Origin of the sequence: Mycobacterium yunnanensis (genome assembly GCF_025823185.1) — a bacterium.
GTDB classification, from domain to species: Bacteria; Actinomycetota; Actinomycetes; order Mycobacteriales; family Mycobacteriaceae; genus Mycobacterium; species Mycobacterium yunnanensis.
This window is the reverse complement of record NZ_JACKVK010000014.1, coordinates 1-23875: the sequence shown is the minus strand read 5'-3', so window position 1 is coordinate 23875 and position 23875 is coordinate 1. Positions and strand designations below refer to the sequence as shown.

The window sequence follows — 23875 nt, the reverse complement described above, 5'->3', positions numbered from 1 at the left end:
ACATTTCCCCCGCTATAGGGACGTCAATATAGCGACGCCCATGAGATGTCGCAGAAGGGCCTTGGATTTAGACGTCGGCTACTGCACCCCCCGCTCCTACTTTCGCCGTGTGACTCAGCGTGTCCTTCCGTATGACCGCGGCATCGTGGGGCAGGAGCGCGGGTACGACTGCGGACCGGCCGCGGCGCAGAACGTGCTCTCCAGCCGAATGCACGTGTCGGAGACGGATCTGATTCGGGCGATCGGCACCACCACTGATGGAACCGGCAACGTCGGGATGATCGAGAAGGACCTCGACCGCCGCGTCCCCGACGCGAAGTACTCGACGGTGATGATCCCGAATGACCCACCGACTGCCGATCAGGTGGAGACGTTCTGGCGGAACACCCGCTCGAGCATCGACGCCGGGTGGGGTGTGGTGTGCAACTGGGTGTCGCCGCCGTCGAACCCGCCGCGGGCGATCATGGGTTCGAAGTCACCGTCCGGGTACGGGTCTCGCACGATCTACCACTACGTCGCCGCCATGGGCTACGACGACAACTACGACGGCCGTGGTGGCCGTGCACTGTGGATCGCTGACAGCGGGTTCGCCCCGTACGGCTACTGGATCACGATGGAGCAGTGCGCCGGCCTAATCGCCAACACTGATCGGTGGAAGGGGTACGCGTACGCCGCGGTAGCCCCGGCCGCCGCCCCGCCGCCGGTCGCACCGACGCAAGCACCGCCCGTCATCCCGCCGACACCGCGCGTGTCCCTCGCCGACCCGACGACGCAGACGCTGATCATCCCGAACAGCTACCGGCCCCGCGGGCTCCCGTCACCCATGTGGATCGGTATCCACACCAGCGAATCCCGTTCCCGCGCTTTGGACTTGGTGAAGTACTGCGACGCCCATGAGGTGGCGTACAACAAGGTGGGGGACGGCCAGGACATCGTCACTGCCGTCGCCGACTCGGATGCCCCCTGGGCTGCCGTGGGGGCGAACAAGTACGCCTACCACTTCTGCTTCTCTAACAGCTTCGCCGGCTGGTCGCGCGATCAGTGGCTCGACCCCACCGACGACGGCTACCTCAACGAGGACGCCGCCCTCACCAACGGGGCCCGAGTCGTCGCCTACTGGATCAGCAAGTCAATCGCAGCCGGCCGACCGATCCCGAACGTGTGGATCGGTGACGGCCCCCGCCCACCGTGGGGCTTGAACGGCATCTGCGGGCACGTCGACTTCGGCGCCTGGGGCGGCGGCCACACCGACCCGGGCGTCAACTTCCCGAAGAACGTGTTCATCGCCCGGATTGCCGCGCTGCTCACCAACACCACCCCGGTCGTCATCGCACCACCCCCGCCGGTCGGTGTCCCTGGCACCAGCCCGGATCGGTACGCCGATTGGATGCTCTACCAAGGCAACCCGCGCAACGACCCCGACCGGGTCCGCGCGGTGCAACGCCGACTCCGCGACGCCTACGCCTCCTACGGCGGACACCTCGCACCCGACGGCGTGTACGGGCCGTTGACCAAGGCGGCCGTCGCGGAGTTCCAGCGCCGCTCCGGGCTCGTCTCCGACGGCATCGTCGGCCCCATGACCGCGGCAGCGCTGAAGCCATGACCATCGCCTACGTCGTGATCGGCGTAGGCGCAGGCGTCGTGCTGGGGATCTTCCTGGCCGTCGCATCAATCCTGTTGGAAGGAAACGGCAATGGCCTGGGCACCCGCGTCCCGACCCGGAGACACTGACCCCCTCATTCCCAAGGCGAAGCAGAAGCTCGCCGGAAACTCGTACGGCAAGGCGATCGGCACCGATCGGTCCACCACCTACACCGAGGCGTTCGGGGCCGCGCTGACCCAGTACGGGATCAACGTCCACGCGGACGTCCTGAAGGGCAAGCGGGCCGCCCCGGACGTCAACACCACTGGTGTCTTCGACTGGGCGATCAAGACGCAGATGCAGCTGCTGGCCCCACCTGCGCCGCCGAAGCCGTGGGAGCCGAGGATCCCCGCGTTCTGCTTCCGCGGCACCGGCGGCATCGTCGGCCTGGACCCCGTGTCGCGGGTGTGCCAGCGCCTCGGTGGGCTCGTCGAGGAAATCAACACCCCGTGGGCCGCCACCATGGGCGGCATCCCCGTCGGCGCGTCCGGCGGGATCGGGGACCCGTCGATGTGGTCCGGCATCCAAGCCGGTCTCGTCGCCGCACAGAACGAGTTCCTGGCCCGGCGCGCGGTCAACCCCGGCGTGAAGATCATCATCCAGGGCTACTCCGCCGGAGCCGTCCTGGCGGCGCTATTCAAGCAATGGGTGTTGGAGAACTTCCCCGAGAACTACGTTGCGTCAGCATCGTTCGGTGACCCCACCCGCCCCGTCGGTGGCGGGTTCTACGGGCGCCCAGCTCCGTGGGGCGACGGCATCGCGGACTTCGCCATGGGCGACCCGAAGGACTACCGCCACGCGTGGCTCACCCATGAGAAGGACATGTACGCCCAAATCCCCGGCGGGATGGTCGGCGACATCATGGACGACGTCTACGCCGAGGTGTCGCGCTTCGCGTTCACCGACATCGTCCAGGTGACCATCCGGATGGTGCAGACCGTCCCCGCGGTCGCGGCGAAGGCCGGCATCAGCATCCCGGGCGCGTTGGCGTCACTCGCGGGCGGACCCGTGGGTGTCATCGGGTTCGCACTGCCTCTTCTGCTTCAGTCGATGGGTGGGCTGATCCCCACGGGCCAGCCGGTCGAGTCGCTCACCGGGCCAGCCGCCGCGGCGAAGGCCGCCACGCTCGGCCTCGAGTTCCTGTTCGCCGGGACGGGCCCGCACATCAGGTATGAGTTCGACGAGGCGTGGCCGGGCGGCCCGACGTTCGTGGACTTCGCCGCGATGCACTTCCGCGACTACATCGGACGTCTCCGGCGTTAGCTGCGCCCCGCCAGTCGAGCCACCCCTTGACCAGTCGATTGGGCACTCGTGAGGGGTGTGGTGTTTGCCGGGACGATACTGTGGCTATCTGATGTGCAGTAGGACACACCTGCTGAGTTGCGCCGAGAGAACGAGGGGGACCCATTACGGTTGCAGAATGGCGGGGTGGACCGGTGTCGGCAACTGTTCCCCGGACTCCGACAAGTTCTTAAAACGCCTCGAAAATGCAGGTTGGACGTTTGATCACCGCAAGGGTGAGTACGCCTACGTTCTCTGCGGTTGCACAGAAGAACACGAGGGCCGCGTTATATTGTGGCCCTGCGTGTCGGGTGTTCTTGAGAACAACATCCGGATGATCGAGTCAACAACATGTCTAGAGTGGGGATCATGATGACGTCTACCTATTGGGTGGAGATGACTCTCGAGGTGTCCAGCGACACCTCGATCGAGCCGTCGTTTGTCAGCGACTTCGCTGAAGCGCTCGATGACTGCCACGACGGACAGGTCGTCTACACCTACTCGCGTAAGAGCCGAATTCTGAATTTGGCCATGTCGGCCGAGAGCGACGAGCCGATTGAACAGGTAGTACCGAAGGTCGTGGGCACAGTCCGCGCTGCGGCACACGAACTGGGTGCACAGACACACGGCTGGCCGGAACCAGTCTCCATTGGAGACGTGAAGATTAAGACGCTGGTCACCAGCATGCCTGTATCTGCCTGATCCAATCGGGACCACTTCTGCACCGCCCTCACTCTCTGAGTGGGGGCGGTTTCGTCTCCAATACGGCTTAGTCTCGAACCATGGCTGTCGGCGACCTGATCCCTTGGCGCGGCAGGTGGATCACCGAACCGCCGACGCACTGCGGCAACGGGCATCGCTTCGGCTCGCAGCGCGTCCTCGTCGGGCACGTCGCCTGCATGGGTCACGGCGGGGGAGGGCACACCACCTGGCACTGCCGAGAATGCGATCACACCACGTACGGGCCCGCGCTTGCCAAGCACTGCACCGTCCTGGCGGGGCCTGCCGCCGTCCGGATCAGTGGCGACCTTCCAGAGCTTCGACCCTCTCCGATCCCGCCGACGCCCTGGTGATCGCTGACCGCTCGTCAAGTAGCTCGTCGACTTGTTTTGTGCCGGGAAGACCGCCGCCCTCCTCACGAATGGTCGTCCACACCGCGGCCAGCAACCGCAGCTCCTGGTCGATGGTCTCGACAGTTCTCACGGAACCAACGTAAGGCCTTCCGCTGCCTGGCTGGCGCGTTGAATTTTTCAACCAGGGGTTAGGTTTTTCGAGGTCGGACCAGGTCGCGTGAGGTCGACCGTGCAAGGCAAAAGCGCTGGTAAACAGCACTATTTATGCCAGAATCTACGGGTTCGATTCCCGGCAGCTCCACCGGAAACCGCGGGAAAGGCCCCCCAGAAATGGGGGGCCTTTCTCGTGTCGAAGCCCCGTCATGGCGTCGTGCACAATGATCGCCATCAACGTCATCGTCGAGACCGCACTAGTCGTCGCGGCCGCAGTTCTGTTTGCGGCCGCCCTTCGACGTGGGGGCCCGGCCGGAAGGATGATGCTCTCCGCGGGTCACCTCAGCGTCCTGATGGTGCTGGCGCTGCAAATCAACTCAGTATGGCTGACCGATCTCGACACGTGGGTGTGGAACTGGGTCGACGCGCACCGGGGGAGCCGAGGACTGCGCGAACTGGCCGGACATACGTTCAACTTCATCGGCAAGCCATTTCACGTGGCGATCGCCGGGGTGGTGAGCGGAACGCTGCTGGCGTGGCGGGCGCGATCCCCGTTGCGGGCCGTCGTCGTGATCGGGGCGGTCGGCATCGGCGCGATCGTCGAACAGATACTCAAGGCGGTGGTGACGCGGTCACCCGACAACCTCGCCAAGCTGGGCGAGGGCTCGCCGTTCGACATGGCGAGGGTCGCCGAATTCGCCCACTCGTACCCGTCGGGCCACGTCACCGGCGCCGCGACGTTGCTCGGCACGATTGCGGTGTGCGCCTCCGTAGGACGGTCGCGACGTGTGAGGACGACGTGGGCGGCCGTCGTCGTACTCGCCGTGCTGTTCGTCGCCGCCCTGGCGCTGTACGTCCGCGCACATCTCTTTGGCGACGTCGTCGGTGGGATGTTCCTCGGTGCCACGATCGTCGCCGCAGGATCCGCCCTGATCAGCCGTTCCGGCGCCGCCTCAGTTGGCCGCGAACGCCTTCCGTAGAAACGGCGTGGAGTCGGCGAGGGAGGCGAGCACGGTGCCGCTGTGGTCCTCTTCGGGATACACGTGCAGTGTGACGTCCTGATTGTTGGCGACAAGTTGGCGGTAGAACCCCAGGGTCGACTCGGGAGGCACGTCGCGGTCCAGTAGACCGACGCCGAGGAAGATGGGGCGGTCGAACCCCGTGGACGGGGTGCCCATGAACGCATACAGAGCGTCGGCCATGCCGGGAATCGAACTCAACGGCGCGGTGAGGAAGGCCGCAGGTGTCAGGTCCGTCAGTTCCTCCGACAGTGCGAGCGTGCACACTGTCTCGGCGCGGTGGGCAGCGTCGAGACCCGCGGGGCTGAGCACGCGGTCGACGTCGAGGTCGGGTCGGGCTTCGCGCAGCGCGGCCAAGATGTAGGCGGTGTAGGCGTTGGCGATCGGACCCAAGTCGGGCAGTTCGACGTTCGGGCCGGTCTGGTAGACGAGCTGGTCGATGTTGGCAGGGGTGCCGGTGGCCACCACACCGCGATAGTCCAGCCCGGTGCCCTGGCTGAACTCGGTGGCCCAACGGGCACTGCTGATGGCCGCGGCGCCGCCCTGGGACTGGCCGACGATGGCCCATTCGGGTGAGAGCGGCAGACCCATGTCGTGGGCGGCGATCACGGAGTCGATGACGCCGTGGGCGGTGGTCACGCTGTTGAGATAGCTCATCAGCCCGGGGGTGCCCAGGCCGGCGTAGTCGCTGGCGACGACGGCATAGCCCTCGTGCAGCCAATGGGACAGGTACTCGTCGTCACGTGCCGTGCGCGGCAACGCCGAGGGAGTGCAGTCGTCGCCGAGGCCCACGGTTCCGTGCGCCCACGCGATGACCGGGAATCCGCCCTGCGGTGCCGGGCCCGGCGGCAAGAACACTGCCCCGGTGCTGACGGCGGGTTGATCGTGCTGGTCGACGGAGGAGTACAGCACGCGGAAGGCGGGGCCAGCGCCGGTCAGCGACAGCGCGGGATCCAGGGGCACCGACGCAATGGTGGTCCCGTGCGGGGGAATTGCGTCGGCGAACAAGCGTGCGTCCAACCCCGACCAGTCCGGTGCATCGGCTCGAGCCGGAGCCATGGGCAGCACCGACATCGCCGCCACCACCAACACCGTCGTCCACGCCGTGCGTCGCCTCGATCGCATGGCGTGAGTCAACCAAACGTCGCGACGCGGGGACGGACGTTTCCCTCACACCCGTGCGGTCACCTCGAGCAGCGCGCGGTCGAGGTTGCTCAACGCGCGGATGGCCGCCCGCACCGGACCTGGCGGTATGTCCGACGTGCCGGCGACGCTCAGGATCACCGAGTTGGGCGTCTTCTCCGGTGGGTCGACCGCGTCCCCGTCGACGACCTTCTTGACGGCCTCGATGGTGCCGCCGACGTGGGTCGCGGCGTCGCGCAGCGCGGCCGCCGTCGGCTCGGGCGGAGCGGTGTCCACGTCGGCGCGAGCCGCGTTCACCCCGGCCCTGGCCAGGGCGTGCGCCGACCGGTTGGCGACCTGCAGGCCGCGCAGTAGGCGCTGCACGCCGCGGCGGCTACGCACTGCGGGTCCCATCTGCAGAGGTTTGCCTGCCGTCACGACCGCCTGCAGGGCGTTGTCGAGCCGACGCGTCTCGGCCACCAAGTCGGTCTGACCGCCCGGGGTCACCGTGGACTCGATGGCCGCGTCGACGAGATCGGTCAAGTGCTGCAAGTACTCGTCGACCTTCGCCACGAACGTGGCGCGGGTGCCGGTGGAGAAGATGAAGTAGGCCGACGCGATGCCGACCACGCCGCCGACCGCCGTCTCGGCGATGCGCACCTCGAGCACCTCGATGCTGAAGTCGCCGAGCAGGCCGTACAGCATCGCCAGCAGCACGGTGACGAAGAACGTCAACCACGCGTACGCGACGGTCACCAGATAGAAGGCGCAGAACACGCACGCCACCAGCAGGATCATCTGCACCAGCGGGTGGTGCCCCACCAGGGTCGCCAGCAGAACCCCTGCCACGACGCCGGCGATGGTGCCCACGATGCGATGCCCGACGCGGGTCAGGATCTCTCCGCGCGTCGAGACGCCGGTAAAGACCAGGAACGCGGTCAACACTGCCCAGTACCACCGGTCCGGGGAGATCATGTCACCCAGAATCGTGGCCGTGCTGGTGGCCACCGCCACCTGGATCGCCGCCTTGGTGCTGGGATCGAGGCCGTCCGTCGCGGTGTCTTCCTCGGCCGTCGACTCCGGCAAGGGCTCGGCCTCGTCCGACGCGGCCAGAGCATTGGTGGTGATGTGGTGGATCGCCAAGTGCGCCTGCATGGCCCGGAAGGCCAGGACCGTCGCCAGGCCCTCGGTCTCACTCAGGTCGGCCCGATCCGACGCGGCGGCCGCACATTTGCGGGCGACCCTCAGTTCGTCGTCGGTCGGATGGTGCTCGAGGCAGACGCGCACGGCGGCCACCGCGTCCCGCAGACCCCGCGGCCACGTGGTGACCGGTCCCAATGACCACAGCATGCTGGCGAGCTGCTCCATGGCGACCTGGGCGTCGAACACCCGCAGCGCGAGGTCGTCACTGGTGATGTTCAGCGATCGGGCCGCGTCGTGGCGGTCGAGCCAGTCGTCGATCATGAGCGCGGTCTCGCCAAGGCGATCCAGTCGCCGTCGCAGCACGGCCAGGTCGAACTCGTCGCAGTTGATGGCGACGTCCAGCACCGCCGTGGACGCCGTCCGCAACGCGCGGACCAACCGGCGTACCTCCACCGCAGGCCGGTCGGGAAGGATCAGGGTGCGCACCAGCAGGGTGGCGCCCAATCCGATGACGATCGCGACGGCGAGCACGGGGATTTGGCTTGGGGTGGCGCGTAGGAACAATGCGAAGAAGTAGCAGATGAACGCGACCATCCCCAGGGCGTTGCCGCGGGGCCCGAATCGCCGGACCCACACCGCGCAGAAGAGCACGGCGATGAAGCCGACGTCGGCCACCTTGCCGAAGTGGGACAGCACTGCGGCCAGTGACACCGCGGCCAGCGCCGGAAAGAACAGCAGAACGGTGGTGACGACGCGGCTGTGTTGCTGCCGGTCCTTGACCGAGGCCGCGGACTGCATTGCCACGACGGTGCCGAGCATGGCCACCGTGAGGGGCTGACCGGCGACGGTGATGAAACCGTAGGACGCCGACAGGGCCAGGATCAGGGCCAGCGTGACCGTGGCGGCGCTCCGCAGACGCAGCCGACCGGGGTCGGAGTCGACGAGCAACGTCCTGATGGCCCCACCGACGGCCACCTGTTGCATCGCTCGATTGTGCGTCACGACGCTGCGAGCGTCGGATGCGGACCGCCGAGGCGCACACTGGACGTCGGTCGACCGACGCCGGGGGAGAAGGAGAACGGACTGCGATGTCAGCGGAGACGCCAGCGCCAACGGGTCACTTCCACCCCGACGACGGTGACCCGGTTCCGCCGGCGCTGCGCGGGTTCGCCCGCGCCAACGCCGCATTCGTCGAACTCCACGAATCGCCGACCTTCCTGACGGCCCGGCATCGCCACGCCCGCCGCGCCGTCGGGCTCGTCTCCGGCGGCGGGTCGGGACACGAGCCGTTGCACGGCGGCTTCCTTGGCGAGGGGATGCTCGACGCGGTCGCACCGGGCAAGGTGTTTGCCTCGCCCCACAATCGGCAGGTCCTCGAAGCCAGCCGACACGCGGCCGGAGACGGCGGCGTCGTGCACGTCGTGAAGAACTACACCGGGGACCGCATCAATTTCGGCATCGCCGCCGAGCGCCTGCGGCTCGACGGAATCGAGGTGCGGCGCGTCCTCGTCGACGACGACCTGGCCACGGAAAGCGCGGACACCGCCACCGGACGGCGCGGCACCGCGGGTACCGTCGTGGTCGAGAAGATCCTGGGCGCCGCGGCCGACGACGGCGCCGACCTCGACGAGTTGAGCGATCTCGGCGCGCGGGTGGCAGCGGCCACCAGGAGCATCGCCGTGGCTTCCAGGGCGCAGACCACGATGCACGACGGATCGCCCGCGTTCACGATCGCGCCCGGTGAGCTGGAGTACGGGGTCGGCATCCACGGTGAGCGCGCCGTGGAGTCGGTGCCTCGTCCGTCCACTCCGGAGCTGGTGCGGCGTATGACCGATCAGGTGCTCGACGCGTTGCCCACGGGCACCGACGCGATCCTGATCGTCAACGGGCTGGGCTCGGCGACGCTGCTCGAGCTCAACCTGATCTTCGAATACGCGGCCACGGCGGTGGAAGCCCGAGGTGGCCGGGTGACGGGCAGCCTGGTCGGAACTTTGGTGCCGGCCCTGGACATGCGCGGCTTCTCGGTGACCGTCGCCAGAGTCGACGCCGAGCTGACGTCGCTGTGGGATGCGCCGGCGTTCACCCCGGCATTCCCCAACCGCACCACCTCGTCGGAAGGAGCCCGAGGATGAGCGCGAACGGTTCTGCGGCAACCGAACTCGAGCGAGCCGTCGTGACGGGCTTCGCCGACGCGGTCGAGAAGGCCTACGACGTGCTGACGCGGCTCGACCAGCACAGCGGCGACGGCGACTTCGGTGACAACCTGCGCGGGGGAGTGCGGATTGCCGTCGAGCGCACGTCGACCGCCGCCGGGCCGGATGCGGAGTCCCCGCTGACGGTGCTGGGCTCGGTGTTCCTCGACGAGGTCGGCGGGACGTCGGGACCCCTGCTCGGCCTGCTGTTCACCGAGGCGGCCGTGGCGGTGGCGGACGATCCTGGGTCCGCTGGGCGATGGGCCACCGGACTGGCGGCAGGATTGGCCGCCGTCACCCGGGTCGGCGAGGCCCAGGTCGGCGATCGCACCATGGTCGACGCGCTCGCGCCCGCGGTCGAGACACTCACCCGCACCGAGGATTTCGTCGCAGCCGCCGACGCGGCGGCCGACGGTGCCCGCCGAACCGCCGACCTGCGGGCCCGTATGGGTCGCGCCAGTTACCTCGGGGAGCGCGCCAAGGGCGAGCCCGACCCCGGTGCCATGGGGGCCGCGTTGTTCCTATGGGTGGTGGCTCGCGTGGTCACCGGGTCGACGCCGACTCCGCCGTTGGACTGCGGGTTGGATCAGTAGTCCCGGACGGCGGCGCTCAGCGCGCGTGCGGCCTTGGCGATCGCGGGCTCGGGCCACCGGTCTGGCACGTGCAGCGTCAGGGCGTAGCGGGTGTTCGGAACGGCACAGGCGAGTTGGCGGCCGACCGACGACGATCGCGACTCGTAGATCTTGCGTTGCCGCCGGTGCCGCAGCGCCAGACAGCGCGCGACTGCGTCGGCGGTGAGCCCCAGGTGCTCCGCTGCGGTCGCGACGGACTCGGCCGCGTCGGCGACGGTCAGGGCCGACAGGATCGCCGCCGCGCCGGCGCATTCGGCGGCGTCGGCACGCTGTCCCGGCCGCGGCGTCAAAGGCAGCGGCAGCGTGCCGGGATGGACGTCGACGACCAGGATCTGGTCCCCGAACAGCCGGACCAGCGACAGGGTGTGCCCGTCGAGTTCGGGCGTCGCGCAGGCGCGAAAGAGCCTGTGCACCAAGGACTCGGGATCGGAGAGCTCCGCCAGTCGCGAACCGGTGTGCAGCGTGCCGTCGGGCCGCCGAGTCAGGAACCCGACGTCCTCCAGGGTGGTGAGCAGGTCGGCGATCGAGCTCTTGGGCAGCCCCAGCAACCCCATGAGTGCCGCCGGGGTGGTGGCTGCGCCGGAGGACACGGCGTCGAGGATGCGGGCGCCGCGGTGTACCGCCGGGGTGCGGGAATCGCCTATCCCCATGGCTGGTAGTCCGCGGCGTTGCGTGCGTCGATCAGCGTGGGCGTGAGATATCTCGACGGACGCGGCACGTGTCCGCCGCCGTGCAGGACGATGCCGATGTCCATCGCCGCGCGGACCAGTGCCGCCGGATCCTGCGTCGCCGTCGCGACGATGGGACCGCCGGAGCGAATCTCCTCGACGGCGTTCCTGGCACCGTCGACGCCGACGATGGGGACGGCGAGCTTGCGGCTGCGCAGCACGCGCGAAATGCCAATGGCGATCTGATCGTTCGCGGCGAAGAAGCCGTCGACGGCCGCGTTGGCGGTGAGGATCTCCGCCGCGGCGCGGCGACCGGACTTCGCGTCGAGTTCGCCGTGGCTGGTCGCGACCACCTCGACGTGCGGGTGCGGGCCGATCGCGGCGAGGAAGCCCGCGATGCGATCGGAGTTGGCCGTGATCGGGATGCCGCCGACCACCGCGACGCGCCCTTGCCCGCCGAGCGCGGCCACCAAGGCCGAGCCGGCCAGGAAGCCGGCCTTCGTGTTGTCCGTCGCGACCACGGCGTCCGCACCGCTGAGCGCCGATCCGATCGCCACCACGGGGATGCGAGCAGCGCGAGCCTTGGCGCACGCATCTTCGAGCCCGTCGGTCGCGACCGGCTCGACGAGGATCAAGTCGACCCCGGCTGCGACGAAGTCCTCGATTTGCCGCGACTGGGTGCGGCGGTTCTCCTTGGCCTCCTGCACGTGCAGCCGTGCCCCGAGTCGCTCGGCCTCGGCATGGAGGGCGTCCATCTCGGCGACGAAGAAACTCTCGCCCACCGGGTAGCTGAAACCGATCTCGCCGATTGCCAGGCCGTGCGCCCGCGACGCGGAGGCAAGTTCGTAGAGACGCGAGCCAAGTGCGTAGGTGCCGTCGACGCCGCGAGCGAGCAGGCCCTCGTCGGTCATCGCGTGGCAGATGCCCATCACGCTGCTCTTGGGAAGACCGGTCTGCTGAGTTAGCTCGGCGAGTGTCATGGGCCGGTCCGAGTCGCTCAGGCGTCGAAGGACGAGGGCCGCACGACGCAGTGCGGGCACACGTGCTTGCTCCGCCATCGACTCACCATAAGTGATGTGGCACTGCGGAAGACCACGAATCGATGGGTGAGAGAACGCCGCGACGGTTGTTGACAACGCCACAACGGGCTGCCTACTGTGTGTTTCATCACTCGACGCTGAGTTCGATATATGAAACGCAGGCGCCGGGTGTCCAACTGCCCGGGTAGGTCTCGGGCGAGGTTTCCCAGCTCTGGCCAAAGGATGAGTCGATGCCGATTTCCCAGCGTTTCGTCGGAGTGATCAGCGTGGCCTTGGCCGTCGCCATGGTCACCGGTGGCTGTACGAAGAAGAACGACGAGCCCGCACCGTCGACCGGCAGCGGTGGCTCGTCGCAGGCTGCCTCCGGCGAGAAGGTCAAGATCGCCTTCGTTCCGAAGCTGCAGGGATCGCCGTACTTCGAGGCCATGGACACCGGCGCCAAGAAGGCGGCGGCCGACCTGGGCAATGTCGACTGGCTCTACCAGGGGCCCACCTCGGCCGACGCCGCCGCGCAGGCGCAGATCGTCCGGTCCTTCATCCAGCAGAAGGTCGACGTCCTCGTCGTCGCGCCGAATGACCCGGACTCGATGGCACCGCTGATGAAGCAGGCGCAGGACGCCGGCATCAAGGTGATGACCGCCGACACCGACGCGCCCAACTCGGTGCGCGAGGCCTTCGTCAACCAGGCCACCGCCGAGGGCATCGGCAACAAGACCGCCGAGACGCTGATGACCGCGATGGGCGGAAAGGGCAAGTGGGCCATCGTGTCCTGCGGCGAGACGGCCGAGAACCTGAACTCCTGGATCGCCGCCGAGAAGGCCTACGTGTCGGCCAAGTACCCCGAAGCCGAACTGGTCGACGTCGTGTACTCGGGCGAGGATCAGGCCAAGGGCACGCAGATGGCGACCGACCTGATGAGCGCCCACCCCGACCTCAAGGGTCTGCTTGGTCAGTGCACCACCTCGGCCGTCGGCGTCGCGCAAGCCGTCAAGGACGCCGGCAAGATCGGACAGGTCTACTCCGTCGGCATCGGCACGCCGAAGTCGATGGCGCCCTACCTCGCCGACGGATCGTCGTCCGGCTCGATCCTGTGGAACGTCGCCAATCTCGGTTACCTGACCGCCTGGGCAGGACAACAACTGGCCAGCGGCAAGACCTTCGAGGCCGACAACAAGGTCAACGACGAGATGAGCGACGTCAAGTGGAACGAGGCCAGCAAGACCCTCGTGCTCGGTGAGCCGCTGCTGATCACCACCCAGAACGTCGGTCAGTTCGATTACTGACGCGGTCGACCCTCGCCCACGGGAGTCGTCGATGGCCCGACCGTCGCGACTGAGCCTCACCGGGGTGGTCAAGAGCTACGGGGCCGTCAAGGCGATCCGGCACGCCGACTTCGAGGTCCGTGCCGGGGAGATCCATGCACTCGTGGGCGAGAACGGCGCGGGGAAGTCGACGCTGATCAAGATCGTTGCCGGCGCCACCGCACCCGACGCCGGCAGCGTCACCTACGACGGCGAACCGGTGACCATCGGCTCGACCAACGACGCCATCGCCCTCGGCATCGCCACGGTGTACCAAGAGCCGCAACTGTTCAGCGAACTCACCGTCGCCGAGAACGTGTTCATGGGCCGAGAGATGGTCACCCGCGGCCGGGTCGACTGGGCAGCGCAGAACGAGAAGGTCGTCGACCTACTCGAGGCACTCGGGTTGCCCGCCGCGCTGTCGACCGCGGTGGTGGGAAACCTCTCGGTGGCCACCCAGCAGCAGGTGTCCATCGCCAAGGCGCTGGCGGGCAAGTGCGGGGTGCTCATCCTCGACGAGCCGTCGGCGATCCTGACCGACGCCGAGATCGAGGTGCTGTTCCAGATCATCCGCCGCCTCGCCGACGACGGCGTGGCGATCATCTACATCTCCCACCGACTCGACGAGATCGTCAAGATCGCCGACCGCGTGACCGTGATGCGCGACGGCGCCACCATCGGAACGCACCCCATCGAAGACCTCTCGGTGCGCCGCATCGCCGAACTGATGGTGGGAGAAGCGCTTTCGGATCACACCGGACCACGGACGGTCCCCGAGGGCGAACCGGTGCTGGAACTGAAGGCGCTCGCGCGAACCGGCTCGTTCCGCGACGTCAGCCTGCAGCTGAAGGCTGGGGAGATCCTCGGCCTCTACGGACTGGTCGGCTCGGGTGTCGCGGAGATCGCCGCGTGCATCTACGGACTCGACAAGGCCAGCGCGGGCGACATCGTGATCGAGGGCCGGTCGGTGGCGCCCCGCAGTCCCCGGGAGGCCGCCGAGGCGGGCATCGCGCTGTTGCCCGCCAATCGCAAGACCGAGGGCATGTTCTCCTTTCAGTCCATCGCCTTCAACGTGTCGATCGGGCACCTTCGCCGACTCTCGTGGGGCCGGGCGTTCGTCGACCGGCGCCGAGAGCGCTCCACCGTCAAGGACCTGATGAAGCGTCTCGCGGTGCGCGCGTCGGACGAGAATCAAAACGTTGGCGACCTCTCCGGTGGCAACGCCCAAAAGGTCATGCTGGCACGGCAACTCGTCGAACGGCCTACCCTGCTGCTGTTGGCCGAACCCACCCAGGGCGTCGACGTCGGTGCCAAGGAGGAGATTCACCGCATCATTACCGATCTCGCCGACAACGGCACCGCCGTGCTCGTCGTCACCTCCGATCTGCAGGAGGCGCTGCGCATCGCCGACCGACTGTTGGTGATCCGCGCGGGCGCCATCACCGCGGAGTTCGGACCCGACGCCAAGCAGGTCGACGTGCTGGCCGCGGCTGCCGGCGATCGTGAAGGGACGGCCACGGCATGACCACCTCGACCGACCCGCATGCCGATCCGACCGCGGCGGCCGTCACGACCCGTGGGCGGGTGCTGCCCCCACCGGTGACGTCGGCGGAGATCGCGCTGGTCGCCGTCATCGTCGTGCTGTGGATCGCCCTGGCCTTCGCGACACCGGCGTTCCTCAGCGCGGGGTCGATCGTCCCGTTGCTCGTCGAGATGTCGCCGGTCGCCCTGATCGGCATCGGCATGACCTTCATCATCATCACCGGTGGAATCGACGTCTCGGTCGGCGGCGCCATCATGGTCTGCTCGGTGATCACCGGAAAGCTGATGCGCGACCACGGATTACCGGTGTGGTGGTGCCTGGTCGTGGCCATCGGCACGGGTGCGGTGCTGGGCCTGGTCAACGGCGCGCTCATCGCCTACGGCCGCGTGCACGCCATCATCATCACCTTCGGTACGGCGAACCTGTTCCTCTTCATCGGGTTGCAGATCTTCAACTCCCAACCCATCTCGGGCATGCCGAACACCCTGTCCTGGTTCGGCCGCGGCGCCGACGGTCGAACGTTCGCCATCCCACACAGCTTCGCCATCACGGTCGTCTTGGCGGCGATCGCCTGGTGGTATCTGCGGCACACGCCGGGCGGTAGGCACTTCTTCGGCGTCGGCGGGGACCCGGTGGCAGCCCGGCTGGCCGGCATCAGAGTGCAGCGGCGCATCCTCGTCGCCTACGTGATCACCGGCCTGCTGGTCGGTCTGGCGTCGATCTTCACCTTGGCCAAGGGCACCTCGAACCTCGACCAGTCGGTCGGCTCGGGTCAGGAACTCGCGGTGATCGCCGCCGTCGTCATCGGCGGCACGTCCATCATGGGTGGTCGCGGCTCGGTGCTCGGGACGGTTCTGGGTGCCCTGCTGGTTCAAACCGTGAAATCCGGTGTCACGCAGCTGGGCTGGCCGTCGCAGCTCTCCGACTTGTTCGTCGGCATCTTCATCGTCGTCGCGGTGGGAACCGATCTCGTCCGCCGGCGTGCCAGGAGGGACCCATGAGCGTGGAGACACCCGCACCCGTCGCCGAGGAGCCCACCTCCCGCCGCCGCACGGACCGACTTCTAGAGGCGGTGCTGACGCAGCGCATCGTGTTGCTGGCCGTCCTGATCGTCGTCGTGGTCGGGTGGTTGTCCTACCTCAGCGCCAACGGGTACCTCTCTGGCGACTACGACTTCGACTACATGTCGGCAACCCTGATCGACGCAGTTCCGTTGGCGCTGTTGGGTTTCGCCGAACTGGTCGTCATCGTGTCCGGTCGCGGCGGCATCGACCTGTCGGTCGGAGCGATGGTGTCGTTGGTGGGCATGATCTTCGGCTTCGCCTACGGCAAGTGGGGCTGGCCGCTGCTGGCCGCCGTCCTGCTGGCGGTGGTGGTCGGCGGGCTGCTGGGGGCGATCAACGGGTTTCTCGTCGCGCGCATCGGGTTTCCGGCGCTGATCGCGACGCTGGCGACGTACTACGCCTACAAGTCGATAGCGCTGGTGATCAACGACCAGAAGCCGATCAACAGCCCGCAGATCCAGGACCTGTACACCCTCACCGGGTCGGTGAGCGTCCCCATCATCGGTGACTACGTACCCGACGTGCCGCTGGGGGTCTTCACGTTCCTGGTTCCGGTGCTCGTGGTGCTGTGGCTGGCGCTGGGTCGCGGCACGTTCGGGCGCCGGCTCTACGGCGTCGGCACCAACGACGTCGCCGCCCGGTGGGCCGGGGTCGACGTGCCGGGCACCCGGATGCGGGCCTACGTCACCGCCGGTGTGCTGTCCGGCCTGGTCGCGGTCTACATCACCGCCGAATTCGCCTCGGCGCGACCGGATTCGGGTACCGCGGGCAACGGTCTGGCGTTGCCCGCGATCACCATCGCCGTCCTCGGTGGCGTGGCGATCACCGGTGGCGTCGGGCGCCTGGCGGGAGTGTTGCTGGCGACGCTGCTCGTCGTGTGGCTCAACGCGGGCATCATCCTGTACTTCGAGGGCAACACCGGCACGCAGTTTCAGTTGCTCGCCCTCGGCGTCGTGCTCATCCTGGCCGCATTGCTGAACGGTCTGACGACACGACGATTCCGCGGCGGCGACTGACCCGCCCGACAGATGGAGAAGAACACATGACCGTTCTCGACGCGTTCTCGTTGACCGGCAAGCGCGCGCTGGTCACTGGCGGCAACCGGGGACTCGGATTGGCCTTCGTGCGCGGACTGGCCGAGGCAGGCGCCGACGTCGTCTTCGTCTCGCGCGACGGGGACCGCAACGCCGCGGCCGTCGCAGCCTTGGCCGACGACGGCCTGACGGTGTCGGCCTTCGAGGTCGACGTCACCGCGCACGACGGCCCGGACGCGGCGATCCAGGGCGCCGTCGAACGGCTCGGCGGACTGGACCTGTTGCTCAACAACGCAGGCCTGGCCATCCACAAGCCGGCCTTGGAGATCACCGACGAGGAATGGGACCTGGTCTTCGACGTGAACACGAGGTCGTTGTGGCGGCTGAGCCAGCGCGCGGCGGCCCACATGAAGGATCACGGCGGCGGCAACATCCTCAACGTGGGCTCGATCAGCTCGCTGATCGTGAACCGGCCGCAAATGCAGCCGTCCTACAACGCGTCCAAGGCCGCGGTGCACCAACTGACCAAGTCGTTGGCCGCGGAGTGGGCGCCCTATGGCATCAGGGTCAACGCCATCGCCCCGGGATACGTCAAGACCGAGATGGCACCGGTCGACAAGCCCGAGTTCCGGCAGCACTGGATCGAGGACGCCCCGATGAAGCGGTACGCGCTGCCGGAGGAGATCGCGCCGACGGTGGTGTACATGGCGTCGGACGCCTCGTCGTTCATGACGGGCTCGGTCGTCGTCATCGACGGTGGCTACACCCTGTACTGAGGCCGGCCCGACACTTCCGCTCCGGTCAGATGTTTGAGATCGTCGCGACCGTGGAACCTGCTTACCTAGGGTAACGAACTGTTGCTCGCCGACTCTAGGAGATGTCACAGATGAAGCTGTTCGCCGTCATCGGAGGAAGTGCCGCCGTCACCGCCGCTGCCATAGGGGTCGCGGTCCTGCAAGGCCCCGCCAGTACCGGATCGATGGCAGGTGACATGGAGACCGGCGTGACCATGACCCAGACCTCCACCGCGCCGACGCAGCTGTCCGTGGCGCCCCAGATCACCGGTCCAGCGGCTCTCCCGCCCGAAGAGCAGGGCCTTCCTGGCTGATCCGGCTACGGGTCTACGCGAAAGGCCTTGCGTGACAACCGTCACGCCAGGTAGGCAGGACGCCATGGACGTAGGCGACGAACTGTTCGGCCAGCCGTATCAGACTCCGGACGGCGCCACGGTGATCCCCGTGGCGAAACCCGTTGGCGTCTTCGTCGTCAAGGATGGCGTGCCCCGGTGGGCGGCGGCGAACGACGACACGCGGGTCGCGCTCGCCGGCATCCTCGTCGGACTGGTGGCGACGATCCTCGTCGGCGCCACGATGGTGCGCAGGCCACCGTGGCCGCAGCTACACGGGGTCGTGTCGAAGAACTTCTGACGTCTAGTCCTGGACGGCCTTCGCGATCGCCACGTACTTGGTCAGTGCCTCGGAGTTGGCGGCCGCGCCGGCGAGAGTCCGCACCGCGCGGTGCACCACACGAATCGTCGTCCACGCACGGGCGCGGGCCTCGTCCAAGCCGGCCGCGTCGACGAGTGCGTAGAAGCGGGTGCGTACCCCGGCGCGGACGTTGCCCTCGAGCTCGTCCCACCGATGCCACAGCATCGGGGCGATCTCGGCGTGTGGATCCCCGTTGACGGGCTTGGGGCCGATGACCAACCAGGGCTCTCGCTCGCCGCTGAGCATCTTCCGGTAGTGCAGGTCGCCGTGGAGAAGAACGGTGTGGTCGTGGTGCGAGGAGAGGTCGCGACCCGCGGAGACGGCCTGCTCGACCAGTCGGCGCGGGACCGGTGCGCTGCGCGGCAGCCGTTCGAACTCCTCGACCCAACGCTCGACTTCGGTTGTCAGCGAACGCAATTGGGGTAGTGGCGGCACGTGGAGGCGCCGGTAGGAGTCGGCCACCACCTCGCAGGCTTCGACGTCCCACAGCAGGTCGAGATTCTGCGAGCCCGCCCTCTCCAGCAGCAGGGCCCGGCGGTGCGGGTCGGCGCGTAGCAGGCGGACCGCACCCACCCCGTTCCAGCGCCTCAGCGCCAGGTGCTCCTGCTCTGACCCGTCGGCGCCCGCGATCTTCAGCACGGCCGGGATGCCGTCGGGGGTACGCACGTCGGTCACCACCGAGGTCGACCCCTGGATCGGCGGCCCGTCCGGGGTGAGGTCCCACTCGTCGAGCTGGCGGCGCACGCCGGTCGGGAGGTCGGTCACCGTCGAATGGTGGCACGTATCACTGGATCATCGAAACGGCGGCCAGGGGTTAGCCACGCCACGCCCCGTCGCTACGATCGGCGGGCAAGAAGGTTCATTTCGACAAGACGCGGTGACGATGGCCAAGGTTCTTCACGGGCGCGCCGGGGAGTGCGCGGCCTTGCGGGAGCTGTTGACCCGCGTCGGAACCGACGAGAGCCGGGTGCTGGTGCTGCGCGGCGAGGCAGGCGTCGGCAAGTCGGCGCTGCTCGACTACGTCGTCGACGAGGCCAACGACTTTGCGCTGGTACAGGTTTCCGGTGTCGAGTCCGACATGGAGCTGGCCTATGCCGGCCTGCAGCAGCTGTGCGCCCCGTTGATGGACCGAGTCGAGGACGTCCCGGAGCCGCAACGCGAGGCCTTGTCGGTGGCGTTCGGACGAGGCGTCGGCCCCGCGCCCGATCGGTTCCTGGTCGGGTTGGCAGTACTGAGCCTGATGGCCGCCGCCGCGGCGGACCGGCCACTGCTGTGCATCGTCGACGACGCCCAGTGGCTCGACCAGGTGTCGGTGCAGACCCTCGGCTTCGTGGCCCGCCGGTTGATGGCCGAACCGATCGCGATGATCTTCGCGGTACGCGACGGCGTCGCGCCGGTCTTGGAGGGGCAGCCCGAGTTGCGGATCGGTGGGCTGTCCGACGCCGAGGCCAGGGAGCTGCTCGACTCGGTGGTCGTCGGCAAGATCGACGCGCGGGTGCGCGATCGCATCGTCGCCGAGACGCGCGGCATTCCGCTCGCGTTGCTCGAGGTGCCCCGAAACGTGACCGCCGCCGACTTGGCCGGCGGCTTCGGGTCGACGGTGCGACGCACCTCGGCGACTCAGATCGAGGACGGATTCCTGCGTCGCATCGAGGCGTTGCCCGAGTCGACGCGACGGCTGCTGCTGGTCGCGGCCGCCGAGCCGGTGGGTGACGCGGCGCTGTTCCTCCGCGCGGCGGCGCTACTGGGCATTCCGGTCGACGCCCTCGCCCCGGCCGAGGCGGCGGGTGTCATCGAATTTGGTAAGCGGATGCGGTTCCATCACCCGCTGATGCGCTCGGCTGCCTATCGTGCGGCCGATCTCACCGAGCGCCGGGAGGTCCACCGGGCGCTGGCCGATGCGACGGATCCGGACGCCGCTCCCGACAGACGGGCGTGGCACGCGGCGAACGCCGCGTCTGGTCCCGACGACGCCGTGGCTGCCGACCTGGAGACCTCGGCGGGACGGGCTCAGAGTCGCGGCGGCATGTCCGCGGCGGCCACGTTCCTCGAACGCGCCGCGGTGCTGACGTCTGATCCGGTGCTGAGGGGCGCCAGAGCCATCGCCGCCGCGCAGGCCAAGCGCGAGGCGGCGGCGCCCGAGGCTGCCTACGAGTTGCTCGCGATCGCCGAGCTGGGGCCGCTGTCAGATCTGCAGCGAGCCCAGATCGCCCGGATGCGCGCGCAGATGGAATTCGTTCGCAGTCGCTCCGGTGAACCGGGTGCGCCGACCGCGGCGACCTGCGCCTCCCACTTACTGCGTGCCGCAAGGGGTCTCGACGGGATCGACGACGACGCGGCGCGCGACACCTACTTCGAGGCGCTGACCGCAGCCATGTACGCGGGCCGCCTTGGCGAGCCCGGCCTGCTGGCGGCGGTGGCCGGTGCCGGACGTGCCGCCGTCGAGCGCGCCGGACGGTTGCAACGCCCCGTCGACCTCCTGCTCAGCGGAATGACCAGCCGCATCCTCGACGGTCCCGGTGCCGGCGCGGACCACATGCGGTCGGCCCTGGAACTGTGGAAGGTGCACGGCGAGAACGATGATGGACGGGCCGTGCAACCGCCGTTCCCGATCGCCCAGGAGTCGGCCGCCCACGAGTTGTGGGACGACGCGGTCCTGCAGCAGATTGCGACCGACACCGTGCGGCGCGCCCGCGACACCGGCTCGCTGGCCGTGCTGGCGCCTGCCCTGGTCTACCGGGCAGGGGTGCACGTGTTCTCCGGTGAATTCGGCATGGCCCACACCCTCATCGAGGAGGCCAACGCGATCACGGCGGCGACGGGTCACACGCCGGTGAGGTACCACTCGCTGAACCTCGCGGTCTGGCGGGGCGACCCCGATGCCGCCCTGCGGATCATCTCGGCCGCCGCGGCAGAGGGCGTCGAGCGGGGAGAGGGCCGGCTGATCGGAGTCGCCAGGTTTGCATCGGCGGTTCTCTTCAACGGCCTCGGCCGTTATGAGGAGGCGTTGACCGCCGCCCGCGAGTGCTGCGATTACGAGGACTTGGGCGTCTTCGCCTGGTGTCTCTTCGAATTGGTCGAAGCGGCAGCACATCTGGGCGATCCGGCGACGGGTGCGTCGGCCCTGGTCCTGCTGGAGCGCAGGGCCGCCGGGAGTGGGACGGACTGGGGTCTTGGGGTGACCGCCGCCGCCCGAGCCCTCCTGGAGCCGAGCGACGCGGCCGAGCCCATGTTCGACGAGGCCGTCGAGCGGCTGGACCGGGCTGGCGCCGCTCTGCACGGGGCGCGGGCGCGGCTGTCCTATGGCGAGTGGCTGCGGCGGGTGAATCGCCGCGTCGACGCCCGCAAGCAGCTCAACGCCGCGCACGAGGAGTTCACCCGGATGGGCGCGGCGGCCTTCGCCGAACGTGCCCGTCGCGAGCTGGTCGCCACGGGGGAGAAGGTGCGCAAACGCACCCCCGGCGCCGATCGGGGCGCCACCGGCGAGCTGACGGCGCAGGAGACGCAGATTGCGCGGCTGGCCGGCGACGGGATGACCAACCAGGAGATCGGCGCGCAGTTGTTCATCAGCACCCACACCGTGGAGTGGCACCTGCGCAAGGTCTTCGTCAAGCTCGACATCACCTCACGGCGGCAACTGCGCACCATCTCGTGGGCCAGCTAGTCCCCGGGCGTCCTCGCCCGTAGTCCACCGTCGACTACGGAGCACCAAGGGCTCGCATCCCGTGTTCAGCCTCGATTCTGAGACGACACGTTCAGCGAGACCCCAGGAGGGGACACCCGTCGATGACCACCGCAACCGTCGAATCCGACGTCGACATGGCCGCGCGCTTCGCCCGCGACGTGGACCCGCTCCTCGACGCCCTGAGTCGACGCGCGCGGCGCTTGGCCGTCAACGACGCCGACGCCGAGGATCTACTGCAGGACACACTCCTGCACGCCTACCGTGGGTTTCGCTCGTTCGAGCGGGGATCGAACCTCAAGGCGTGGCTGTTCCGGATTCAGTACCACCGCTGGATCAGCACGCATCGCCACCGGCAGCGTCGCCCGGCCGAGGTCGCCGTGGAACGCGTCGGCGACCGCGAACTGGCCGGAGAAGTGGCCCGGCTGTCGTCGGGACGGCCGTCGCCCGAGGACGAGGTGCTGGAGTCGTTGTCGGACAACGACGTCCGTGCGGCTCTGGCGAACCTGCCGGAAGGTACGCGGATGGTGATGTACTACGCCGGGGTGGCGGGGTACACCTACGCGGAGACTGCCGCGCTGCTCGACGTCCCGATTGGCACCGTGATGTCGCGGGTGTCGCGCGGCAGGCAGCGTCTTCGCGTGGCCTTGGCGCACCTCGACCGGACCGGATCGGCCCTCGCCGAACCCGCCGGGCGCAGTGCCTGACGTCACATAGTTCGTGCCCTAACTATTAGCGTACGATTCAAGCATGACCCCTTCGGCCGTCGCCGACACCGACCCCTTGGCGCTCGAACGCCAGGTGTGCTTTGCGTTGGCCGTCACCAATCGGGCCGTGCTCGCGGTCTACCGGCCGCTCCTGGAACCGCTTGGCCTGACCCACCCCCAGTACCTCGTCATGCTGGCGCTCTGGGACCACCAGAAGTCGGCGACGCACGACGCCTCCGCGCTGTCGGTCAAGCAAATAGCCACGGCGCTGCAACTGGATTCGGCCACCTTGTCGCCCATGCTCAAGCGCCTCGAGGCGCTCGGCCTGCTGAGCCGCACGAAGAGCGCCACCGATGAGCGGGCCACCGACGTCGAACTGACACCGGCAGGCACCGCCCTGAGGGCGAAGGCCCTGGAGATCCCGCCTGCCGTCGTCGACCGTCTCGGGGTCGACCTCCCCGAACTCGAAGAACTCCACCGCGTCCTGACGCGAATCAACGCCGCCGCATTGGCGGCCGGCGCGCTCGACGCTCGAACCCAACGATGGGAGTCACCATGACCGCCGAACGACCCACGCCATGGCAGTACGTCGCCTATTCCTACGGGCGGCGCCTGCCGGCGTCGATGCGCAACTGGGTCGCCGAGGACCTCGCGGGCGAAGGTGCGGTCCGCAGGCACATGATTCGCATGGCCATCCCGCCGCTGCTGGTGCTCGCTCCGCTGTGGTTGCTGCCCGCGTCTCTCTACGTCCACCTGGAGATGACGGCGCCCATCTACATCTGGGCCGTCCTGATGTCGCTGGCGCTGAACAAGGTGTGGCGTCGCCACCGTCTGGTCCAGCACGATCTGGACCCCACCTTGGTCGACGCCATCAGGCGCCGCAAGGATGCCCGCCTCCACGACGACTACGCCGCCCGTTTCGGCCCGCGGCCGGAGTCGGCGAAGTGGCAGTCCAACAGCAGCCCCTTCTAGGTGTGATGTCCAGGGAGGTTGTCCCGATTCGTATCGGTGAGCCTGTGTGACAGAGAAGGCCTCCGGTTGTGAAGTGGAGCTGTCTAGGAACCGCTTCATCAACCAGGAGGCCTTCGTGTC

General features: G+C 68.3%; 23 protein-coding genes. 18 read left to right on the top strand and 5 right to left on the bottom strand.

Translation table 11 applies throughout. The features are described 5' to 3' along the window. Positions 1 to 109: 109 nt before the first annotated feature. The 5 genes from H7K45_RS31390 (at position 110) to H7K45_RS27740 (ending at position 5129) form a co-directional block, all read left to right on the top strand. Complete coding sequence (locus tag H7K45_RS31390) at positions 110 to 1603, top strand: peptidoglycan-binding protein (RefSeq protein WP_308206441.1); 1494 nt, start codon at positions 110 to 112, stop codon at positions 1601 to 1603. Positions 1604 to 1693: 90 nt separating this feature from the next. After that, positions 1694 to 2905, top strand: a complete 1212-nt coding sequence (locus tag H7K45_RS27755; protein ID WP_263999376.1) for a hypothetical protein — start codon at positions 1694 to 1696, stop codon at positions 2903 to 2905. 387 nt (positions 2906 to 3292) lie between these two features. Then, positions 3293 to 3625 carry a hypothetical protein gene (locus H7K45_RS27750; RefSeq protein ID WP_263999375.1) on the top strand — a complete coding sequence of 111 codons (333 nt, stop codon included), beginning with the start codon at positions 3293 to 3295 and terminating at the stop codon, positions 3623 to 3625. 80 nt (positions 3626 to 3705) lie between these two features. Beyond that, positions 3706 to 3996, top strand: a complete 291-nt coding sequence (locus H7K45_RS27745; RefSeq protein ID WP_263999374.1) for a hypothetical protein — start codon at positions 3706 to 3708, stop codon at positions 3994 to 3996. Positions 3997 to 4373: 377 nt separating this feature from the next. Next, positions 4374 to 5129 (top strand): phosphatase PAP2 family protein, encoded by a 756-nt coding sequence (locus H7K45_RS27740; protein ID WP_263999373.1) that lies wholly within the window; start codon positions 4374 to 4376, stop codon positions 5127 to 5129. Here H7K45_RS27740 and H7K45_RS27735 read toward each other — a convergent pair. Both H7K45_RS27735 and H7K45_RS27730 read right to left on the bottom strand, forming a co-directional pair. Further along, complete coding sequence (locus tag H7K45_RS27735; RefSeq protein ID WP_263999490.1) at positions 5103 to 6242, bottom strand: alpha/beta hydrolase family protein; 1140 nt, start codon at positions 6240 to 6242, stop codon at positions 5103 to 5105. The two genes, H7K45_RS27740 and H7K45_RS27735, sit on opposite strands and share 27 nt — an antisense overlap. A 96-nt stretch (positions 6243 to 6338) precedes the next feature. After that, positions 6339 to 8417 (bottom strand): FUSC family protein, encoded by a 2079-nt coding sequence (locus tag H7K45_RS27730; RefSeq protein WP_263999372.1) that lies wholly within the window; start codon positions 8415 to 8417, stop codon positions 6339 to 6341. 104 nt (positions 8418 to 8521) lie between these two features. Here H7K45_RS27730 and H7K45_RS27725 point away from each other — a divergent pair, with 104 nt between their 5' ends. Both H7K45_RS27725 and dhaL read left to right on the top strand, forming a co-directional pair. Then, positions 8522 to 9565 carry a dihydroxyacetone kinase subunit DhaK gene (locus H7K45_RS27725; RefSeq protein WP_263999371.1) on the top strand — a complete coding sequence of 348 codons (1044 nt, stop codon included), beginning with the start codon at positions 8522 to 8524 and terminating at the stop codon, positions 9563 to 9565. Beyond that, complete coding sequence (dhaL, locus tag H7K45_RS27720; protein WP_263999370.1) at positions 9562 to 10218, top strand: dihydroxyacetone kinase subunit DhaL; 657 nt, start codon at positions 9562 to 9564, stop codon at positions 10216 to 10218. The genes H7K45_RS27725 and dhaL overlap by 4 nt, the downstream gene beginning before the upstream one ends. On the opposite strand, the gene H7K45_RS27715 is transcribed toward dhaL, so the two are convergent. Then, positions 10212 to 10907, bottom strand: a complete 696-nt coding sequence (locus tag H7K45_RS27715) for a helix-turn-helix domain-containing protein (protein WP_263999369.1) — start codon at positions 10905 to 10907, stop codon at positions 10212 to 10214. The genes dhaL and H7K45_RS27715 overlap by 7 nt on opposite strands. Continuing rightward, complete coding sequence (locus H7K45_RS27710; RefSeq protein ID WP_263999368.1) at positions 10898 to 11983, bottom strand: substrate-binding domain-containing protein; 1086 nt, start codon at positions 11981 to 11983, stop codon at positions 10898 to 10900. The genes H7K45_RS27715 and H7K45_RS27710 overlap by 10 nt, the downstream gene beginning before the upstream one ends. A 212-nt stretch (positions 11984 to 12195) precedes the next feature. Here H7K45_RS27710 and H7K45_RS27705 point away from each other — a divergent pair, with 212 nt between their 5' ends. The 7 genes from H7K45_RS27705 (at position 12196) to H7K45_RS27675 (ending at position 18334) form a co-directional block, all read left to right on the top strand. After that, entirely contained in the window at positions 12196 to 13248 is a 1053-nt protein-coding gene (locus H7K45_RS27705; protein WP_263999367.1) for an autoinducer 2 ABC transporter substrate-binding protein, read from the top strand. 31 nt (positions 13249 to 13279) lie between these two features. Then, a complete protein-coding gene (locus H7K45_RS27700) occupies positions 13280 to 14791 on the top strand; it encodes a sugar ABC transporter ATP-binding protein (protein ID WP_263999366.1) in 1512 nt (503 codons plus the stop codon). After that, positions 14788 to 15810: an ABC transporter permease gene (locus H7K45_RS27695; RefSeq protein WP_263999365.1), complete on the top strand. Its 1023-nt coding sequence runs from the start codon at positions 14788 to 14790 to the stop codon at positions 15808 to 15810. Before H7K45_RS27700 ends, H7K45_RS27695 begins: the two co-directional genes overlap by 4 nt. Beyond that, entirely contained in the window at positions 15807 to 16889 is a 1083-nt protein-coding gene (locus H7K45_RS27690) for an ABC transporter permease (protein ID WP_263999364.1), read from the top strand. The genes H7K45_RS27695 and H7K45_RS27690 overlap by 4 nt, the downstream gene beginning before the upstream one ends. Before the next feature lie 26 nt (positions 16890 to 16915). Beyond that, positions 16916 to 17683 (top strand): SDR family NAD(P)-dependent oxidoreductase, encoded by a 768-nt coding sequence (locus tag H7K45_RS27685; protein WP_263999363.1) that lies wholly within the window; start codon positions 16916 to 16918, stop codon positions 17681 to 17683. Positions 17684 to 17793: 110 nt separating this feature from the next. Beyond that, entirely contained in the window at positions 17794 to 18015 is a 222-nt protein-coding gene (locus H7K45_RS27680; RefSeq protein ID WP_263999362.1) for a hypothetical protein, read from the top strand. Positions 18016 to 18079: 64 nt separating this feature from the next. Next, positions 18080 to 18334 carry a hypothetical protein gene (locus H7K45_RS27675; protein ID WP_263999361.1) on the top strand — a complete coding sequence of 85 codons (255 nt, stop codon included), beginning with the start codon at positions 18080 to 18082 and terminating at the stop codon, positions 18332 to 18334. Positions 18335 to 18337: 3 nt separating this feature from the next. Here H7K45_RS27675 and H7K45_RS27670 read toward each other — a convergent pair whose 3' ends face one another. Continuing rightward, positions 18338 to 19159, bottom strand: coding sequence for an aminoglycoside phosphotransferase family protein (locus H7K45_RS27670; protein ID WP_263999360.1), 822 nt, complete (start codon positions 19157 to 19159; stop codon positions 18338 to 18340). 118 nt (positions 19160 to 19277) lie between these two features. Between H7K45_RS27670 and H7K45_RS27665 the strand changes: the two genes are divergently transcribed. The 4 genes from H7K45_RS27665 to H7K45_RS27650 all read left to right on the top strand — a co-directional run bounded on the left by H7K45_RS27665 (position 19278) and on the right by H7K45_RS27650 (position 23755). Next, positions 19278 to 22058 (top strand): helix-turn-helix transcriptional regulator, encoded by a 2781-nt coding sequence (locus H7K45_RS27665; RefSeq protein ID WP_263999359.1) that lies wholly within the window; start codon positions 19278 to 19280, stop codon positions 22056 to 22058. 122 nt (positions 22059 to 22180) lie between these two features. Next, positions 22181 to 22783 carry a sigma-70 family RNA polymerase sigma factor gene (locus H7K45_RS27660; protein ID WP_263999358.1) on the top strand — a complete coding sequence of 201 codons (603 nt, stop codon included), beginning with the start codon at positions 22181 to 22183 and terminating at the stop codon, positions 22781 to 22783. A 43-nt stretch (positions 22784 to 22826) separates the two neighbouring features. Beyond that, the gene (locus H7K45_RS27655; RefSeq protein ID WP_263999357.1) at positions 22827 to 23342 is read left to right on the top strand and encodes a MarR family winged helix-turn-helix transcriptional regulator; all 516 of its coding nucleotides are present in this window, start codon (positions 22827 to 22829) and stop codon (positions 23340 to 23342) included. Beyond that, the gene (locus H7K45_RS27650) at positions 23339 to 23755 is read left to right on the top strand and encodes a DUF5313 domain-containing protein (protein ID WP_263999356.1); all 417 of its coding nucleotides are present in this window, start codon (positions 23339 to 23341) and stop codon (positions 23753 to 23755) included. The genes H7K45_RS27655 and H7K45_RS27650 overlap by 4 nt, the downstream gene beginning before the upstream one ends. Positions 23756 to 23875: the final 120 nt, after the last annotated feature.

What these genes read in the sequence shown, in the direction of transcription:
- H7K45_RS27755 (WP_263999376.1), top strand. Translation starts at nt 1,694, where the DNA reads ATGGCCTGGGCACCCGCGTCCCGACCCGGAGACACTGACCCCCTCATT.
- H7K45_RS27750 (WP_263999375.1), top strand. Translation starts at nt 3,293, where the DNA reads ATGATGACGTCTACCTATTGGGTGGAGATGACTCTCGAGGTGTCCAGC.
- H7K45_RS27745 (WP_263999374.1), top strand. Translation starts at nt 3,706, where the DNA reads ATGGCTGTCGGCGACCTGATCCCTTGGCGCGGCAGGTGGATCACCGAA.
- H7K45_RS27740 (WP_263999373.1), top strand. Translation starts at nt 4,374, where the DNA reads ATGATCGCCATCAACGTCATCGTCGAGACCGCACTAGTCGTCGCGGCC.
- H7K45_RS27735 (WP_263999490.1), bottom strand. Translation starts at nt 6,242, where the DNA reads ATGTCGGTGCTGCCCATGGCTCCGGCTCGAGCCGATGCACCGGACTGG.
- H7K45_RS27730 (WP_263999372.1), bottom strand. Translation starts at nt 8,417, where the DNA reads ATGCAACAGGTGGCCGTCGGTGGGGCCATCAGGACGTTGCTCGTCGAC.
- H7K45_RS27725 (WP_263999371.1), top strand. Translation starts at nt 8,522, where the DNA reads ATGTCAGCGGAGACGCCAGCGCCAACGGGTCACTTCCACCCCGACGAC.
- dhaL (WP_263999370.1), top strand. Translation starts at nt 9,562, where the DNA reads ATGAGCGCGAACGGTTCTGCGGCAACCGAACTCGAGCGAGCCGTCGTG.
- H7K45_RS27715 (WP_263999369.1), bottom strand. Translation starts at nt 10,907, where the DNA reads ATGGGGATAGGCGATTCCCGCACCCCGGCGGTACACCGCGGCGCCCGC.
- H7K45_RS27710 (WP_263999368.1), bottom strand. Translation starts at nt 11,983, where the DNA reads ATGGCGGAGCAAGCACGTGTGCCCGCACTGCGTCGTGCGGCCCTCGTC.
- H7K45_RS27705 (WP_263999367.1), top strand. Translation starts at nt 12,196, where the DNA reads ATGCCGATTTCCCAGCGTTTCGTCGGAGTGATCAGCGTGGCCTTGGCC.
- H7K45_RS27700 (WP_263999366.1), top strand. Translation starts at nt 13,280, where the DNA reads ATGGCCCGACCGTCGCGACTGAGCCTCACCGGGGTGGTCAAGAGCTAC.
- H7K45_RS27695 (WP_263999365.1), top strand. Translation starts at nt 14,788, where the DNA reads ATGACCACCTCGACCGACCCGCATGCCGATCCGACCGCGGCGGCCGTC.
- H7K45_RS27690 (WP_263999364.1), top strand. Translation starts at nt 15,807, where the DNA reads ATGAGCGTGGAGACACCCGCACCCGTCGCCGAGGAGCCCACCTCCCGC.
- H7K45_RS27685 (WP_263999363.1), top strand. Translation starts at nt 16,916, where the DNA reads ATGACCGTTCTCGACGCGTTCTCGTTGACCGGCAAGCGCGCGCTGGTC.
- H7K45_RS27680 (WP_263999362.1), top strand. Translation starts at nt 17,794, where the DNA reads ATGAAGCTGTTCGCCGTCATCGGAGGAAGTGCCGCCGTCACCGCCGCT.
- H7K45_RS27675 (WP_263999361.1), top strand. Translation starts at nt 18,080, where the DNA reads ATGGACGTAGGCGACGAACTGTTCGGCCAGCCGTATCAGACTCCGGAC.
- H7K45_RS27665 (WP_263999359.1), top strand. Translation starts at nt 19,278, where the DNA reads ATGGCCAAGGTTCTTCACGGGCGCGCCGGGGAGTGCGCGGCCTTGCGG.
- H7K45_RS27660 (WP_263999358.1), top strand. Translation starts at nt 22,181, where the DNA reads ATGACCACCGCAACCGTCGAATCCGACGTCGACATGGCCGCGCGCTTC.
- H7K45_RS27655 (WP_263999357.1), top strand. Translation starts at nt 22,827, where the DNA reads ATGACCCCTTCGGCCGTCGCCGACACCGACCCCTTGGCGCTCGAACGC.
- H7K45_RS27650 (WP_263999356.1), top strand. Translation starts at nt 23,339, where the DNA reads ATGACCGCCGAACGACCCACGCCATGGCAGTACGTCGCCTATTCCTAC.